This is a genomic window from Mycoplana ramosa (assembly GCF_041930185.1).
In the GTDB taxonomy this organism is placed as follows: domain Bacteria; phylum Pseudomonadota; class Alphaproteobacteria; order Rhizobiales; family Rhizobiaceae; genus Mycoplana; species Mycoplana ramosa.
Map to the genome: position 1 here is coordinate 130,364 of NZ_JBHEEW010000001.1, position 15,703 is coordinate 146,066.

Below are 15,703 nucleotides of genomic sequence, written 5' to 3' on the forward strand. Positions count from 1 at the left end.
GGTCCCTTTCTTGCTGGATCAGCCTTGCCAGGGCAGGGCGATCGGCCCCGAGGGCAATGCCAGGAGATCGATGGCGCGGGCGGCAAGGTGATCGACGATCTCCTCGACTGTCTTTGGCCGGTGATAGAAAGCCGGCACCGGCGGCATGACGATCGCGCCCATTTCCGTCACCGCGCACATGCTGCGCAGATGACCGAGATGCAGCGGCGTTTCGCGGGCCAGCAGCACCAGCCGGCGCCGCTCCTTCAACTGCACGTCGGCTGCGCGGGTCAGCAGCGTGTCGGCCCGGCCCGTGGCGATCGCCGACAGTGTCTGCATCGAGCAGGGGGCGACGATCATGCCGCGGACCGGAAAGGAACCGCTGGCGATGTTGGCGCCGACATCGGCGATGGGATGATGCCGATAAATGCGCTGCAACAGGTAGTCCAGGGCGTCGGGTCCGTATTCGAGATCCAGCGTCCGCCGCGCGGCATCGGACACGACGAGGTGGGTCTCGACATCGGCGATCTCCGCCAGCCGCTCGACGATCCGAACCGCGATCGCAGCGCCCGAGGCGCCGGAAATGCCGACGACGATGCGTTCCGTCATGGCCCGACCTCTGCCAGCCCGAGCGAGGCCCAGATCCGGTCGACCTTCGAGGCGACGTCGGGTGACATCTTCAACACCTGTCCCCACTCGCGGTCGGTTTCGGTGCCGATCTTAGTGGTGGCATCGAGCCCGAGCTTGCCGCCGAGCCCCGATCGCGGGGAGGCGAAATCGAGATAGTCGATCGGCGTGTTCTCGATGACCATCAGGTCGCGACTTGCATCGAAGCGGGTCGACAGCGCCCAGATCACGTCCTGCCAGTTCTTCACGTCGATGTCGCTGTCCACCGCGATGATCAGCTTTGTGTAGTTGAACTGCGGCAGGATCGACCACAGCCCCATCATGATCCGCCTGGCCTGCCCCGGATAGCGCTTGTCGATCGAGACCACCATCGCGCGGTAGGAGCAGCCTTCCGGCGGCAGCCAAAGGTCGCGGATCTCGGGGAACTGCCGCTTGACCAGTGGCACGAACAACTCCGTCATCGCCTCGCCCAGCCGGGAAGGCTCGTCCGGCGGGCGGCCGGTGTAGGTGGACAGGTAGATCGGGTTCTTGCGCATGGTGATCGCCGAAAGCGTCATCACCGGGAAGCTCTCGACGGAATTGTAGTAGCCGGTGTGGTCCCCATAGGGACCTTCGTCGGCCGTCTCGCTCGCCGAAACGGTGCCTTCCAGCACGATCTCGGCGTTTGCAGGCAGCGGCAGCGGAATGGTCGCCCCTTGTGCGATCTCCTGGCGCTTGCCCTTGAGCAGCCCGGCGAAACTCAGTTCGCTCATGCCGTCCGGCAGCGGCATGACGGCCGAAAGGATCGTCGCGGGGTCCGCGCCGATCGCAACCGCCACCGGCATGTCGCGGCCGAGCGCCTGCCAGAGGCGATGGTGTCGTGCGCCGCCGCGATGGGCGAGCCAACGCATGATCAAACGGTTCCGCCCGAGTTTCTGCATGCGGTAGATGCCGACATTGACGTCGCTCGGGTCGTCCGGCGCTTGGGTGATCACCAGCGGCCACGTGACGAGCGGCGCGGGTTCTCCGGGCCAGCAGCTCTGGATCGGCAAGCGATCGAGATCGAGTTCGCCGTTGCGCCAGATCACCTGCTGGCAGGGCGCGCGCGCCACCGAACGCGGGTTCATCGACAACGCCGCCTTCAGGTGCGGCAGCTTATGCCAGGCGTCGCGCATCGAACGCGGCGGCTTCGGATCACGCAGGTCGGCGAGGAAGGCGGCCAGTTGCGGCAGGCCGCCCTTGCCCAGGCCAAGCCCCCACTCGATCCGCTCCCGGGTCCCGAAGAGATTGGCGAGCAGCGGAATTGGCTGCACGTTGCCGGCGGCGTCAACCGGCTTTTCGAACAGGAGTGCCGGGCCCTCGTCGGCCAGCACGCGCCGATGGATTTCGGTGATTTCATGCACCAGCGAGACGGGACGGGAGATGCGCTTCAGCCGTGCCCGGCTCTCGAGCGTGGCGACGAACTCCTGGAGGCCGGAAAAGCTGCGCGGGATGGGAACATCGGCTTTCATCGTTGAAACCTTGCCGAGGAAATATTCGAGCGTCTTTGCGTTGGCGCAAACTGGTTCGGCGTGCCGTTCCGTAGATTTGCGGCAGTCGTTCATTGCCGAAGGTTCGCCGCATGACACTTCCGCCTGCCTTGGTCACGCCGATCTCCGCCGCCCCGCTGTGGCTGGTCGAGCGTGTCGCAAGGACCATCTTTGCCGGGGTCCTCAGGGCTCACCCCGACCTGTTCGAGCGCCTCGGCGAGTATCGGCAAATGCGCTACTGTTTTACGCCCTCCGACCTGCCGTGGAATTTTCTGGTCGTTCCGGCGACCCGGACGCTCAACGTTTCGCGCAAAGCGCAGAAGCCGGCTTCGGACGCCTGCATCGAGGGGCCGCTCGTGCTGCTGCTGGGTCTGCTCGAGGGGCGGTGCGACGCCGACGCCCTGTTCTTCTCGCGCGACCTTTCCGTCACCGGCGACATGGAGGCGATGCTGGCGCTGCGCAACGCGCTCGATGACAGCGCCATCGACCTCCCGGACGAACTCGCTGCGCTGGCCGGACCACTGGCGCCGTTCGTCAAGGGTACGGCGCGCTACATCCGCAAGCAAGCGCTGGCAGGAAAGGCCGCGTCATGGAACTGATCTGTCCCGCTGGCACGCCGTCGGCCTTCCGCGAGGCCGTCGATGCCGGTGCCGATGCCGTCTATTGCGGCTTCCGCGATGAAACCAATGCCCGCAATTTCCCCGGCTTGAACTTCAGCCGCCAGGAACTGCGCGACTCGATCGGCTATGCGCGGAAAAAGAACGTCCAGACTTTCATCGCGCTCAACACCTTCATGCGGGCCGGCGACGAGGCGCTCTGGTACCGGGCGGCCGACGATGCCGCTGAAATGGGCGCCGACGCGCTGATCCTCGCCGACTTCGGCCTGATGGCCTATGTCGCGGAAAAATACCCCGAGCAGCGACTGCATGTCTCCGTGCAGGCTTCGGCCTCGAACCGGGACGCCATTCAGTTTCTCATCGACGCCTTTGGCGCCAGGCGCGTGGTGTTGCCGCGCGTTTTGACGGTCCAGGACATCGCCAGGCTGACGCGGCAGATCGACTGCGAGGTGGAAGTCTTCGCCTTCGGCGGGCTGTGCGTCATGGCGGAAGGGCGCTGTTCGCTCTCGTCCTATGCCACCGGCAAGTCACCGAACATGAACGGCGTCTGCTCGCCCGCAAGCCACGTGAAATACCGCCAGGACGGCAAGACGCTTGTCTCGGAACTGGGCGACTACACGATCAACCGCTTCGCTCCCGGCGAGGCCTCCGGTTATCCGACACTCTGCAAGGGCCGCTTCGAGATCGGCGACACGCACGGCTATGCCTTCGAGGACCCGGTGTCGCTGGATGTCGTCGACCATATCGACGCGCTGAAGGATGCGGGGGTCTCGGCGCTGAAGATCGAGGGGCGCCAGCGCGGCAAGGCCTATGTCGCCGAGGTGGTCTCGACCCTGAAACGGGCGCTGGCAGCCGAGCCGTCGGAGCGATCCGCACTTGTTTCGCGCCTCCGCACGATGAGCGAGGGCCAACGCACCACCTCCGGTGCCTACGAAAAGCGCTGGCGATAGGGGACAACATGACGACTGCGTTCAAGCCGACGCTGAGCCTCGGCCCGGTCTATTATCTTTGGGACGGTCCGAAGTGGCGCGACTTCTATTTCCGCATCGCCGACGAGGCGCCCGTGGAGCATGTGGTCCTCGGCGAAACCGTCTGTTCCAAGCGCCAGCATTTCACCGAACCCCATATCGCCGAGGTCATCGAGCGGCTCGAGGCCGCTGGCAAAAGGGTCACGCTTTCAACGCTTGCCATGGTCACGCTCGAGCGCGAGAGCCGGCATGTGCGCGACCTGATCCGCGACAGCGACCATCCGATCGAGGCCAACGACCTCTCGGCGCTCGGCCTGATCAAGGGAAAACCGCATTCGATCGGTCCGCTGGTGAATGTCTATAGTGCGGCAACGGCAAGGGTGCTCGCCGCCCGCGGTGCCGACAATATCTGCCTGCCGCCGGAACTGCCGATGCGCTCGATCGAGAACATATTGCAGGCGATGCCCGGCTTTTCCTTCGAGATCTTCGCCTTCGGACGGATGCCGCTCGCGATCTCGGCGCGTTGCGCGCACGCCCGCTCCAAGGGGCTGACGAAGGACAACTGCCAGTTCATCTGCGGCGAGGAGTCGGACGGCCTGCCGCTGCGGACCCTTGACCGCCAGTCGTTCCTGGTTCTCAACGGCGTGCAGACCATGTCGAACACCTGCGTGGTCCTGCTCGACGAACTGGCGTCCCTTGCGGCGGCCGGGACCGCGCGGGTGCGCCTGTCGCCGCAGGACTGCGACATGGTCGCGGCGGCCCGGCTGTATCACGCGGTGCTTGACGGAAGCATGGAGGGCGAGGAAGCGATCGCCGGGCTGGCGGAGGTCTATCCGGGCGCGGTCTTTTCCAACGGTTTCTATCACCAGAGGGAAGGGGCGGCATGGGTGGCACGAGGCCGTGACGCCGCTCTGGGGCACGGCTGAGCGTCGACGCCCGCGGCAGGCATGTCGCCTGAAAGACCTGCGAAGTGCTTTCGGACGGCCTGTCTGCGGAAACCTCACGCACCGGACAGCGATGCTGAAGTTCGTCCTCAGATCATGGTGATCCGTTTGCTCGTCGAACCGCGGCGGTCAATGCGGCTCAGGGCCAGCGCCACCGTCAACCGGCCGACCTGAAGCATCGGATCCGTTCCCCGCCCACTCGTCCGCGCGGATTTCGCGTTCCAGCAGGTCGATGAAGTGGCCCATGTCGGCGGAGGCGGTTGTCTGTGACATCAAGATGTCCAGCAAGCCGTCCCTGTCGGTGCAGCGCGGCTGCTGTCTCATCGGGCGGTCCTCATTGTAGGCTTTGGGCCTGCGGTATGTTCAGCCGGCGCTATTTTTTTCCGTGTCGCCTTCGAGGCGCAGCATCTCCCGGAGCAAGGTCGAGCCGAGCGCGGCTTCGGATGCAATGTCGTGGAGCAGCAGGCTGGCTTCGGAGAGTTCGCCTTGGTCGGCCGCCGCAGGGTCGAAATCGCCAAGCAGATCGAGCAGCCCCGTGACCTTGCGCTTCTGGGCCCGTACGGCCTCCGAAAGGCGCTTCTTTTCCCGGCGCTGCTCGAAGTGCTCAAAACCCCGGATGGCGTCGGCCACCCGATCGCGGCACCGGCAATCCAGGGCACTGTCGAGGACAACCGACCGCACCCGCCTTATGGCACCCAGGATGTCGTCTCGTGGACGAGGTCCGTCGCCCTCTCCGACATGGAGCGTAAGATGCGGTTCCTTCATGCCTGCCCCCCGGGGCGGGTGTGTCGACGATCTCGTTTGTCTTGCCGGATCGCCCACCGAGACGAGCAATCCGGGCTCTCGTGTCGCCGTTGCCTTACAGGCCGGCAGAGGCAATCGCCGCGTCGAGGCGCTCGCGGGCCTTCTTCGGAAGCTTGCCGGTCTTGACCGCGTCGATATTTGCCGGAGCGTCGTCGACGACGACCAGGGCAACCATGCCCATGCCGACATGCGGCGTGCATTTGACCGCATAGGCGCCGGAGGTGTCGAAGGTGACCTTGATCGCCTCATTGATCTTGCCCTTGAACGGCGCCGCGCCGTCGGGGATCATATCCTTGATGGATTCGACGTTGTGGGACTTGTCGGTCGGAACGAAGGTGACCGTGTCTCCCTTGGCAATCTTGATGGAGGCCGGTTCGAAGACCATCGCCCCATCCTTGCCCTTGTTCAGCATGTGGATCTCATGGTCCGCGGCAACAGCGTAGCCGCCGAGAGCGGCGGTCAAAAAAGCAGCGCCCGCCAAAGAACGAAGGATCATGCGCATTTTGTATACTCCTGCATCGGAAGCCCCACCGGCTTCGTCAGGAGCAGATTACCGCGGTGCGAAAGGTAATCTTTGACATAACGCAAACAATCAACGCGCAAGCGCAACAGCGGCTGCGTCAATCCTTCGCATGGTCGGCCAGGGCCGTCAGGCCGGTGATGTCGAGGATGATCAGCTTCTGGCGTCCGCCTTCGACGAGGCCCTTGCCTTCCCAGGCGCTGAGAATGCGCGACACGGTGTGAAGCGTGGTTCCCGTCATCTCGGCGATATCCTGCCGGGAAATGGGGAAGTCGATCCTGACGCCCGGGCCCTCCTTCTTGCCCGCCTGTTCGGCAAGGCGCAGGACGGCGTGGGCGACCCGGCGTTCGACCTCCTGCGTCGACATTTCGCGGATGCGCGTGTGCGCTTCCTCCAGTCGCTGACCGATCGTCTGCATGGCGGTGACGGCAAGGCGCGGATTCCGGTCGATGAACTGCGGCCAAAGCTCGGTCGGCCAGCAAAGCGCAATGCTCTCGGAGACCGCCAGCGCCGTTCCGGGGTAGTCCGATCGCTGCAGGGCTTTGGCGAAGCCGAACAGATCTCCGGGATGGACGACGCGCACGATGATCTGCTGGCCGTCCTCGGTCACCTGGGTCACCTTGAGCCGGCCGTGCAGCAGGAGGAAGAAATGCGTTGCCGCAGCCCCCTGCTCGAACACCGCCTCGCCCGTCGGCACCCGGCGGGGCACCGCGTGGCCCAGGAACTTGTCCAGATCCGCGTCGCTCATCCGGTCGAACAGCGCAATGGATCTGACCAGGCTCTTATCGATCTTCACGGTTCCCACTCCATCGCTGACCCTTACCGTTCTACGGTCAGAACGGACTGCGTTGCAAGGGCAATAGCAGCCGGGCCGGCCCTGCATTGATCTGGATCAGACGGAGAAGGGGGCGGCCCCGATTTCCCGAACCAGGTCAGCCCATCGTTCTCAGGCATTACAGGTTGATGCCCCTGTCGCGCAGCGCTTTCAGCAGCGGCGCATACCATTCGGTCGATTTGACCAGTCGGAAACCGAGGTTGTCCGGCGGTGTGCCGACGGCGCAGCCACCACCCTTCGGATCGCGGACGAACGAGGTCATCGGGGCGCGATGGTTGCCCACCGTGACATAGACGCCGCAGATGTCCTCGCTGCTGACAACCGCGCCGTCTTTGTCCAACTTGACGCGGCGATGGCAGGTATTGGTCCACTCCCAGACGTTGCCGCCGAAGTCGGACAGGCCGTACTCGTTCTCGCCGTAGCTGCCGAGAATGCGCGGCACGGGATCCCGTTTCGAGCGCTCGGCCGCCTCGCGGCGATAGTCCGCAAGCCAGCGGATGGCGGGGTTGGTGCCATCATCCTCCAGCCCGAAGGCATCGTCGGGGAAGTCCGTTCCTGCCGCGAATGCCAACTGGCGGTCGGTCGGCAGCGTCCACAGCTCGCCGGTCTTTGCCGACAGCCACTTCGCATAGGTCTGCGCGTCGTCGTAGTTCACGCCGGTCACCGGCACGTTCCCGACCGTGTAGGAGACCCCTTCCGGCGACTTGCAGATACCGTCGGAAACGCAGACGCCGTATTCGGCCAGCGAGACCTGATGCTTCATGATGGTCAGCGGCCGGCTTTCGGTGACGGTCTGCATCGGCGCATCGATTGCATAGGTGCCGCGGATGAACTCGCCGTCGCTGCGATAGGAGAACGTGCGCGGTGGAATGGTGACCGTCTGCGGCGCAAACAGTGCTGCTGTGGACGGTTGGGGTGTGAAAAAGCCCGTCTGGTGCGCGATGCCGGCGGTGAGACCGGCCAGGATCGCAACGGGAACAAGCGTCTGAAGCAACGGGTTCGATAGTGCTGCTTGGAATGTTGACATCGTCGCCCCCCAGAGGCGAGAGCCGCCGTGAGCGGCCGGAATGCCGATAAAGGCGCCGCACGGCGAGGCCGGACGGGCCAGGGCGATACGGGCCCGTCTGGCGAGCCCGTATCCGGTTTGTTAGCCGTTACGACTGCGACGGGGCCAGGACGGCGGTCATCAGGTCGTCGTTCCAGTCACCGGTGACGGTGAAGTGGCCGGCGGCGCCGAGCTCGAACGCCTCGATCAGGTTGTGGTTCACGTAGGCGTAGATGCCGGGCTGCTCGAAGGTGTAGAAGGCAGCGCCTGCGGTTCCCCCCGGAATGAACCAGGTTTCCTGGTCGCGGTCCGGCACGTTGTTGAACTTGCCGGTCTGCCAGACGTAGTCACCGTGTCCGCCGATCAGGTGCGGGCGGGTGTCGCGGTTTGCCTGCGAGTGGACGATCAGAACCTTCTCGCCCACCGCCGCCTTGAGCGCATTCTCGCCGGTCAAGGCACCGACGGCACCGTTGAAGACCACGTGGCTCGGGGTCAGCGTACGCATCACTGCGAGCGTGTCGGCATAGGCATCGCCGGCGGTTTCGTACTTCTTGAAGTTGCCGTCTTCATCCTTCGGCACATAGAAGTCCTGTTCGCCCACATAGTAGACGCGGTCGTAGACGAGTTCCTTGCCGTGGCCGTCGGTCAGGCCTTCGCGCGGCAGCACCATGATCGCGCCGTTCATGCCCGAGACGACGTGCCAGGGGACCATGCCGGGAGGTGCGCAGTGGTAGACGAAGACGCCGGCCTTAGTGGCCTTGAAGCGCAGGATGGCCTTTTCGCCGGGGTTGACGATCGTCAGCGCACCGCCACCGAGCGCACCCGTTGCCGAGTGAAAGTCGATGTTGTGCTGCAGCGTGTTGGTTTCCGGGTTGATCAGCGTCAGTTCGACATAGTCGTCCTGGTGCACGACCATCAGCGGACCGGGTACCGAGCCGTTGAAGGTCATCGCGTGCACTTCGGTGCCGGCGTCGTCGAGGATCATCTTCTTCTCTTCGATCGTCAGCGTGAACTCGACGATCTTCGGGCCGCCCTCGGCCTTCTGGGTGTGTTCGTGGACAAACGGAGGCTTGACGAGATCAACCTTGACGCGTGGCAGGTGCGACAGATCGGTCGGGTTCATCTTGGCGGGCGCCTCTTCGGCCTGCGCAAATGTCGCAGTCACAATCGGCGCCACAGCGCTTGCAAACGCGGCTCCAGCCAGCATCGTACGTCTGGTTACCTGGAATTGGTCGGTCATCGGTCTTCTCCTTAGACGAGACCGGGGCTATCCCCCGATCTGTTGGAGAGGAATTTACGCCACTCGCCATGGTGGTCTTTGATCCACCACAAACTTTCGCATCTCCTTTGCTTGCGAGATGTCAACGACCCACGCAATCCTTTGCTTAAGTTTGGGGCCTGCGCAGGAGGGGCGATCCGATGGCAGCGACGTCGCAATCGAAGAGATCCGGAGGCATTCCGCGGGGGCTTTCGCAAACCGGTCCGGTGCTCTTTTCCTATGGCTTCCGGCCGTTCTTCCTCGGCGGGGCGCTATGGGCCTTCGCTGCCATGGCGCTCTGGATCGCAGCACTCTCCGGGCTCGAATTTGCCGGAGAATACGGCGTTTCCCACTGGCACGCGCACGAGATGCTGTTTGGCTACACCTCGGCAATTCTCACCGGATTTCTGCTGACGGCCGTACCGAACTGGACGGGCCGACTGCCGGTTTCGGGCTGGCCGCTGTTCTGGCTGTTTCTGCTATGGCTGGCCGGACGGCTGGCGCTTGTTGCCTCCGACATGATCGGCGTCCGCGTCGCGGTCGTGGTGGACCTGCTCTTCCTGCCGGTCATGCTTCTTGCCTGTCTGCGCGAAGTTGTCGCAGGCCGCAAGTGGAACGATCTGAAGGGGATCACCGCGCTGCTGGCGCTTTCTCTCGCCAATGCCGGCTTTCACTACGAAGTGCTTGCCGGCGGCCAGACTGACCGGGCCTATCGGCTTGCGATCGCGGCCTATGTCGGTCTGATCATGATTGTCGGCGGACGAATCGTCCCGAGCTTTACGCGCAACTGGATCAACCGGCTCGGCCGCAAGGATTTCCCGGCGCCCTCCAGCGGCTTCGACACCGCCGCGACCACCGCTGGCGTCGCCTGCCTTTGCGTGTGGGTGACGCTGCCCGAAAGCCGCCTGACCGCGGCGGGCGCTTTGGTGGCGGCCGCGTTTCATGTCGTGCGCCTGCATCGCTGGCGTGGCTGGACGACGCTCTCGGAAATGCTGGTCGCGATCCTCCATGTGGCCTATCTGTTCGTGCCGCTCGGCTTCTTCGCGATCAGCATGGCGGCGCTCGGCATCCTCGATCCAAAATCTGCCTTGCATGTTGTGACGATCGGCACGGTCGCCATGATGATGCTCGCCGTGATGACGCGCGCAACCCGCGGTCATACCGGCCGTAACCTTGCAGCCTCGCGCATGACGACCTTTTCGTATCTGACGCTGGTGCTGTGCGCGTTGGTGCGCCCGGTGGCAGGCTTTGTCCCTGACCATGCACCGGCGATCTACGGCGTTTCCGGTGCCCTGTGGCTGGCAGCCTTCGCCCTGTTTCTCATCGAATACGGTCCGATGCTGGCGCGCACGCGCCGAAAGATCTGATCGGCGCGGACGGAACAATCTGCGTGGAGGATCACCGCTTCTTGATGTAGATCCCCGCTTCCTCCGCGGCTCTGATGAAGGCTTCGCGGGCGATCTGTCTCGGCGCCCCGCTCACCAGGACGGCGCGGAAGACGCGCTTGGCTTCGCTATAGGCAATACCTTGCTTGTCGGGCCACCGTTTCAGGCATTCCGACGCTTCAAGAGTACTTCGCACTTTCTGGAAACGACCGGGGCCGGCCAACTCCAGTTCCACAGATTTCGTCCAGTACATCGGATCCATTATGCCACTCCTCCAGTCCCTCGATGGGAAAGAAACGGGCCAGGGCAAGCAGAGTTCCCCAAGACACGCTTTGGCCGCGATCTGCTTCACCGGCATACTATTGCGGTTCGTTCTGTCTAACGGGCGGTAACAGCCTTTCCTTCCCCGGCAAATCTCCCGGTTGACGGTGGAACAGCACCACGCTGAGCACGATTGCTGCCAAGGCGCACAACAGGGCCACGAAGACGAAGCCGGACTTGTCCATGACGCACTCTAGCACCGCCAGGGCGGCAGAGAATTGCGATGCGTCAAAAAATCGGGTCGCTTTTTTCGCGCTTGCTGCTCGTTTTGGCAGCCGATCGAGACGGTGTGTTGCGCGCCGAGCCTATTGCACCCGGGCGCGCAGGCGGTCGGTGACGAACTCCATGACCAGCACGATGACGAAGATCACCAGAATGATGGTGGATGCATTCTTGTACTGGAAGAGATCGAAGGCGACCTTCAACTCCTGACCGATGCCGCCGGCGCCCACCAGGCCCAGCACCACCGAGGAGCGCACCGCCTTCTCCAGCGCGAACAACGTCGTGTTGATCAGCGACGGCATGGCATCCGGCAGCACGGCCCCGCACAGCACCGAGAGCCGGCTTGCGCCGATTGCGAACAGCGCCTCCTGCGGCTTCTCGTCGGCATCCTCCATGGCTTCGGCAAAGAAGCGGCCGCAAAAGCCGATCGTGTCCACCATGATCGTCATCGTTCCTGCCACCGCGCCCAGCCCGACGGAAGCAACGAAGATCAGCGCCCAGACCAGGTCGGGCACGGTGCGGAAGAGCGAGACGAGCATCTTGAAGACATGCCGGAAGGCGCCCGCCGGCGAGATGGCCTTGGATGACAGCCAGGCGATCGGCAGGCTGATCGCGACCCCGAGGACCGTTCCGACAAGCGCGATCTGGAACGTCTCGATCATCCGCCAAAACACGCGCTGCAGGAAGGCGCCCTCGAGATTGGGCGGCAACATGCGCCCGACCAGTTCCGCCATCCGGGGCCCGCCCTGGGCGAGTTGCGCCGGCGACGGCGCCACCTGCTGCAGCGACGCGACCAATAGCGCCCCGGCCGCCACCAGCAGCGCGAAGGTCAGCGGCGAAATGCGCGGCAAGCGCGCCGGCAATGTGCCCTCAGCCATGGAAGGCCTCCTGGAGCGTTGCGCGCGTCAGGTTCGCGGTCGGCTGGTCGAAGAGGATGGAGCCGGATTTCAGGGCGATGATGCGGTCAGAAAACTCGAGCGCATGGTCCATGTCGTGTGTCGTGTAGATCAGCGTGGTGCCACTGTCTTGCGACAGCTGCGAAAAGAGGGCCATGACATCGCGGCCGGAGGCCGGATCGAGGCTTGCCGCCGGCTCGTCGGCGATCAGGAGCTTGGGTTTTCGGACCAGCGCGCGGGCGATTGCGACCCGCTGCGCCTGGCCGCCGGACAGCTCGTCCGCCCGTGCCGCGGCCTTGTGGCAGAGACCGACCTGGCTCAGCGCCTCGTGCGCCTCATTGCGCCATTGCTGGCGAGAAATCGATTGATGCCAAGCGTGCCAGGCACCCGCCAGGCCGAGCTTGCCATGCACGACGTTGGTGAGCACCGACTGCCGGGAAACCAGCCCATGATGCTGGAACACCACGCCGATGCGCTGCCGCAATTTTCGCAGCTGGCGCGACGAAGGCCTGATGCCGATGCTTTCGCCGAGCGTGCTCACCTCGCCGCCGTTGAGCGGCAGGAGCCCGATCAGGCATTTGAGCAGAGTGGATTTACCAGCACCGTTGGAGCCGATCAGCGCCACCCGCTCGGTCGCCGACACGGTCAGCCCGATGCCGGAAAAGACCGTCTTCCCGTCCGCATATTTCTTCGTAACGCCGCGGGCGCAAATGATCTCGCTCATGATGTCTGTCCTGGCCGCTGGATAATCGCTGGTTGCGACGAAGGCAGCCGGCTGATCCGGCTGCCTTCAAGGTCGGGGTGCGAAGTGCTCAGTTGACGAAGTCGGTGAAAGTTTCGACGCCGATGGTGCGGTACATCGAGCGGACGTAGTCGTAGTCGCTGTCCGTGACGTCGGTCAGGAAGAAGCCGCCCTTGAACTTCTGATTGTCTTCGCCGGTAAGGACCGCCTGCATCAGCTCGTTGCCCTTGGCTGCGAAGGCATCGCGCACGGCGTTGAACACGTCGTCAGGGATGTCCTTGCGCGCGACCAGGATGTCGTTCGGCAGGTCGCGGCCGCGGGCGATCACAGCGAAGGCCTTGTCCGGAAATGCTTCGCGGACCGAAGCGAGGTGGCCGAAGTTGAGACCGATGGCAGCAATGTCGCCGCGGGTGAGGGCCTCGGCGGCAACGTTGCGGGAGATGATGACCGGTTCGTAATCGAGGCCATACTTCAGGCCGAAGTCGGCGAGCGCCTGGGCCGGCCCGAGATGCTGCGAGGTGGAGCCGACGGAACCAAAGGCGACCTTCTTGCCCTTCAGGTCTTCGATCGAGCGGATCGGACCATCGGCCAGAACCGCGATCTGCGCGAAGTAGTCCGGGCGCTGCCAGGCCACGACGATCTTCGGCTGGCTCAGTTCCTTCATGACGACATATTCGGCGGGGCCGGTCAGAACCAGATCGACCTGGGCCGAATTCAACGCCTCGACGGCCGTGGTGCGGGAGGCGACGGGATAGAGCTCGATCTCGAGACCGGTGGCTTCTTCCAGCGCAAGCTCGAAGCCCCCTCACTCTTGCTGCAACGCTTCAAGACCCTCGATGTCGGTGACGGCGAATTTGACGGGATCGGCAAGGGCCGGCATTGCGGTTGCAAGCGTAAGCGCAAGGGCGGCTGCGAGTTTGCGGATCATGATTTTTCCTCTGCTGTGTAGACAGGATGCGATCGACGCGATACCTGTATAGACAGCAGATGACGCCTGCATGACACCTTGCCATGAGATGAATGACCCATAAGGATCGCAGATGCACTGGACCATCAGGGGCGGCCGCGCGCTCGCCGGAAACCGCTTGTCGTCCACCGACATTCACGTTGCAGGGGGGAAGATCGTCCCGGCTCCCGACCGCGAGGCGCAGGTCATCGAGGCGAACGGCCTTCTCGTGCTCCCCGGTATCGTCGACATCCACGGCGATGGCTTTGAACGGCAGATCATGCCGCGGCCTGGCGTGCGCTTCGACACGGCGCTTGCGCTTCGCGACACCGACCGGCAGTTGGTGGCAAACGGCATCACTACCGCCTTTCACGGCGTCACCATCTCGTGGGAACCGGGGCTGCGATCGGCGGAGGCGGCGGCGGACCTGATCGCGGAAGTGACGCGAATGCGCTCCTCGCTGCGATGCGATACCCGCCTGCACCTGCGCTGGGAAACCTTTGCATTGGATCAAATGCCGATGGTCATGCAGTGGCTGTCGCTCGACCCGAGGCCGATCCTTGCGCTCAACGACCATACGACCGGGACGGTCATGAAGGGCACGATCGCCCGCAAGATCGGCCAGATGGCATCGCGCTCCGGGCTGAGCCAGGAGGCCTATACGGCCTTGCTCGACAGCGTCTGGTCGCGGCGCGCCGAGGTGCCGGCCGCCATCGAGGAGCTTGCCAGTGCAGCCAGATCGTCTGGCAATATCCTGCTCGCCCACGACGAGGCGTCGCCGGAGGAACGGCTGAAATTCCGGCAGCTGGGCGCCGTGACCTCCGAATTTCCGCTCAATCGCGAGACCGCCGAAGCGGCCCGGGCGGCGGGCGAACACATCGTCCTCGGTGCCCCCAACGTCGTGCGCGGCGGCAGCCACAACGGCGCACTCGACGCAACGGACGCCGTGCGCTCCGGGTTCTGCAGCGTGCTTGCAAGCGACTATCATTACCCGTCGCCGCTGCACGCCGCCTTCAAGCTGGCCCGGCCCGACTTCGACGATCTGGCCGAAACATGGGCGCTGGTGTCGGCCAACGCCGCGATGGCAGCCGGCCTGGAGGACCGGGGCATCCTGCAACCGGGCATGCGGGCCGACATCATCCTGGTCGACGCGCGCGACCCGGCGCATCCGCACGTGGTGGCAACGATGGTGGGCGGCGACCTGGTCTATTCCGCCGGCGGTCATGGAGTGTCTGTTCCCTCCCTGTCACGAAATGCGGAAGGGGTCCCGGCATGAAGGCCAGCACCGGCTCCGCTCCCGGAATCGAAAAAGGCACTGACCTTCTGGCCGGCTTCGCGGACGTCGTCCGGCCACGCAGCGATATGCCGATCTGGCAGCAGATCTACGGCCACATCCTCGGGCTGATCGAAAGCGATTTCCTCACGCCGGGCAGCCAGTTGCCGGGCGAAAACCACATGGCCGAGAAACTCGGCGTGACGCGCATCACGCTGCGGCGCGCCTTGCAGCAGTTGCAGCGCGAAGGCCATCTCACCGCCCGCAAGGGCGTCGGCATTTTTGTGCGCAGTCTGCCCTCCGTCTTCACGGTTCGGGACGACCGCCCGTTCCTGGAAAATTTCAATGCCGGCGGCAAGGCGGTCGTGACGCAGACACTGGTCCTGTGCCGCGAACCCGTCACGGCGGCTGCAGCAAGCAAGTTGGCTCTCGCCGCGGATGCGGAGATCATCCGCCTCTGCCGGATACGGAGCGCCGACGGCCACCCGCTGTATGTCAATACCAAGCTTTTTCCCGCCAGTCGCTTCCCGGACTTCGAGTCCGTCTATCAGCGGCAGCAATCGGTGACCGATGTCTTCCGAGCCCATGGCCTCACCAAGTATCATCGGCACGAAACCCGTGTCAGCGGCGGTTTTGCCGCTCCGGATGAGGCCGATATGCTGAAGCTGACGCCGGGAACGCCGGTTTTCCGGGTAAACGCCCTCAATCACGACGAACGCTCCCGACCGATCGAGTGGACGCTCGGGTGCTGGCCGCTTACATCCGTGGAATTCGTGTTCTGACGCCTCGCACGCAGCAACGGAGAACGTTTGG

Annotated in this window: 19 protein-coding genes; 6 read left to right on the plus strand and 13 right to left on the minus strand. The window is 64.3% G+C overall.

Annotation, left to right across the window (positions count from 1 at the left end):
- Window positions 1–18 precede the first annotated feature (18 nt).
- Together JNC62_RS00520 and JNC62_RS00525 are read right to left on the minus strand one after the other, a co-directional pair.
- Window positions 19–588: a UbiX family flavin prenyltransferase gene (locus JNC62_RS00520; RefSeq protein ID WP_374834922.1), complete on the minus strand. Its 570-nt coding sequence runs from the start codon at window positions 586–588 to the stop codon at window positions 19–21.
- Window positions 585–2,096 (minus strand): UbiD family decarboxylase, encoded by a 1,512-nt coding sequence (locus JNC62_RS00525; protein ID WP_374834923.1) that lies wholly within the window; start codon window positions 2,094–2,096, stop codon window positions 585–587. The genes JNC62_RS00520 and JNC62_RS00525 overlap by 4 nt, the downstream gene beginning before the upstream one ends.
- 110 nt (window positions 2,097–2,206) lie before the next feature.
- On the opposite strand from JNC62_RS00525, the gene ubiT reads away from it, so the two are divergent.
- The 3 genes from ubiT to ubiV are packed head-to-tail and all read left to right on the plus strand — an operon-like array spanning window position 2,207 to window position 4,625.
- Entirely contained in the window at window positions 2,207–2,713 is a 507-nt protein-coding gene (gene ubiT / locus JNC62_RS00530) for a ubiquinone anaerobic biosynthesis accessory factor UbiT (protein WP_374834924.1), read from the plus strand.
- Window positions 2,704–3,681: a ubiquinone anaerobic biosynthesis protein UbiU gene (ubiU, locus tag JNC62_RS00535; RefSeq protein ID WP_374834925.1), complete on the plus strand. Its 978-nt coding sequence runs from the start codon at window positions 2,704–2,706 to the stop codon at window positions 3,679–3,681. Before ubiT ends, ubiU begins: the two co-directional genes overlap by 10 nt.
- 8 nt (window positions 3,682–3,689) lie before the next feature.
- Window positions 3,690–4,625 carry a ubiquinone anaerobic biosynthesis protein UbiV gene (ubiV, locus tag JNC62_RS00540; RefSeq protein ID WP_374834926.1) on the plus strand — a complete coding sequence of 312 codons (936 nt, stop codon included), beginning with the start codon at window positions 3,690–3,692 and terminating at the stop codon, window positions 4,623–4,625.
- A gap of 147 nt (window positions 4,626–4,772) precedes the next feature.
- On the opposite strand, the gene JNC62_RS00545 is transcribed toward ubiV, so the two are convergent.
- The 6 genes from JNC62_RS00545 to nirK all read right to left on the minus strand — a co-directional run bounded on the left by JNC62_RS00545 (window position 4,773) and on the right by nirK (window position 9,087).
- Entirely contained in the window at window positions 4,773–4,967 is a 195-nt protein-coding gene (locus tag JNC62_RS00545) for a hypothetical protein (protein WP_374834927.1), read from the minus strand.
- A gap of 39 nt (window positions 4,968–5,006) precedes the next feature.
- The gene (locus JNC62_RS00550) at window positions 5,007–5,408 is read right to left on the minus strand and encodes a hypothetical protein (RefSeq protein WP_374834928.1); all 402 of its coding nucleotides are present in this window, start codon (window positions 5,406–5,408) and stop codon (window positions 5,007–5,009) included.
- 94 nt (window positions 5,409–5,502) lie between these two features.
- The gene (locus JNC62_RS00555; protein WP_374834929.1) at window positions 5,503–5,949 is read right to left on the minus strand and encodes a pseudoazurin; all 447 of its coding nucleotides are present in this window, start codon (window positions 5,947–5,949) and stop codon (window positions 5,503–5,505) included.
- A 118-nt stretch (window positions 5,950–6,067) separates the two neighbouring features.
- Complete coding sequence (locus JNC62_RS00560; protein ID WP_374834931.1) at window positions 6,068–6,763, minus strand: Crp/Fnr family transcriptional regulator; 696 nt, start codon at window positions 6,761–6,763, stop codon at window positions 6,068–6,070.
- Between the two features lie 157 nt (window positions 6,764–6,920).
- On the minus strand, window positions 6,921–7,829 hold the full coding sequence (locus tag JNC62_RS00565; protein WP_374834933.1) for an SUMF1/EgtB/PvdO family nonheme iron enzyme: 909 nt from the start codon (window positions 7,827–7,829) through the stop codon (window positions 6,921–6,923).
- 127 nt (window positions 7,830–7,956) lie between these two features.
- Entirely contained in the window at window positions 7,957–9,087 is a 1,131-nt protein-coding gene (gene nirK / locus JNC62_RS00570; protein ID WP_374834935.1) for a copper-containing nitrite reductase, read from the minus strand.
- A 179-nt stretch (window positions 9,088–9,266) separates the two neighbouring features.
- On the opposite strand from nirK, the gene JNC62_RS00575 reads away from it, so the two are divergent.
- A complete protein-coding gene (locus JNC62_RS00575; protein ID WP_374834937.1) occupies window positions 9,267–10,472 on the plus strand; it encodes an NnrS family protein in 1,206 nt (401 codons plus the stop codon).
- A 31-nt stretch (window positions 10,473–10,503) separates the two neighbouring features.
- On the opposite strand, the gene JNC62_RS00580 is transcribed toward JNC62_RS00575, so the two are convergent.
- The 5 genes from JNC62_RS00580 to JNC62_RS00600 form a co-directional block, all read right to left on the minus strand.
- Window positions 10,504–10,752, minus strand: coding sequence for a DUF982 domain-containing protein (locus JNC62_RS00580; RefSeq protein WP_374834939.1), 249 nt, complete (start codon window positions 10,750–10,752; stop codon window positions 10,504–10,506).
- 364 nt (window positions 10,753–11,116) lie between these two features.
- The gene (phnE, locus tag JNC62_RS00585) at window positions 11,117–11,911 is read right to left on the minus strand and encodes a phosphonate ABC transporter, permease protein PhnE (RefSeq protein WP_374834941.1); all 795 of its coding nucleotides are present in this window, start codon (window positions 11,909–11,911) and stop codon (window positions 11,117–11,119) included.
- Window positions 11,904–12,653, minus strand: coding sequence for a phosphonate ABC transporter ATP-binding protein (locus JNC62_RS00590; RefSeq protein ID WP_374834943.1), 750 nt, complete (start codon window positions 12,651–12,653; stop codon window positions 11,904–11,906). Before JNC62_RS00590 ends, phnE begins: the two co-directional genes overlap by 8 nt.
- A gap of 88 nt (window positions 12,654–12,741) precedes the next feature.
- Window positions 12,742–13,458, minus strand: coding sequence for a phosphate/phosphite/phosphonate ABC transporter substrate-binding protein (locus JNC62_RS00595; protein ID WP_374835634.1), 717 nt, complete (start codon window positions 13,456–13,458; stop codon window positions 12,742–12,744).
- Between the two features lie 18 nt (window positions 13,459–13,476).
- Window positions 13,477–13,599, minus strand: a complete 123-nt coding sequence (locus JNC62_RS00600; protein ID WP_374834945.1) for a hypothetical protein — start codon at window positions 13,597–13,599, stop codon at window positions 13,477–13,479.
- A 112-nt stretch (window positions 13,600–13,711) separates the two neighbouring features.
- On the opposite strand from JNC62_RS00600, the gene JNC62_RS00605 reads away from it, so the two are divergent.
- Both JNC62_RS00605 and phnF read left to right on the plus strand, forming a co-directional pair.
- Entirely contained in the window at window positions 13,712–14,893 is a 1,182-nt protein-coding gene (locus JNC62_RS00605) for an alpha-D-ribose 1-methylphosphonate 5-triphosphate diphosphatase (protein WP_374834947.1), read from the plus strand.
- Window positions 14,890–15,672 carry a phosphonate metabolism transcriptional regulator PhnF gene (phnF, locus tag JNC62_RS00610; RefSeq protein WP_374834949.1) on the plus strand — a complete coding sequence of 261 codons (783 nt, stop codon included), beginning with the start codon at window positions 14,890–14,892 and terminating at the stop codon, window positions 15,670–15,672. Before JNC62_RS00605 ends, phnF begins: the two co-directional genes overlap by 4 nt.
- The last annotated feature ends 31 nt before the right edge of the window (window positions 15,673–15,703 follow it).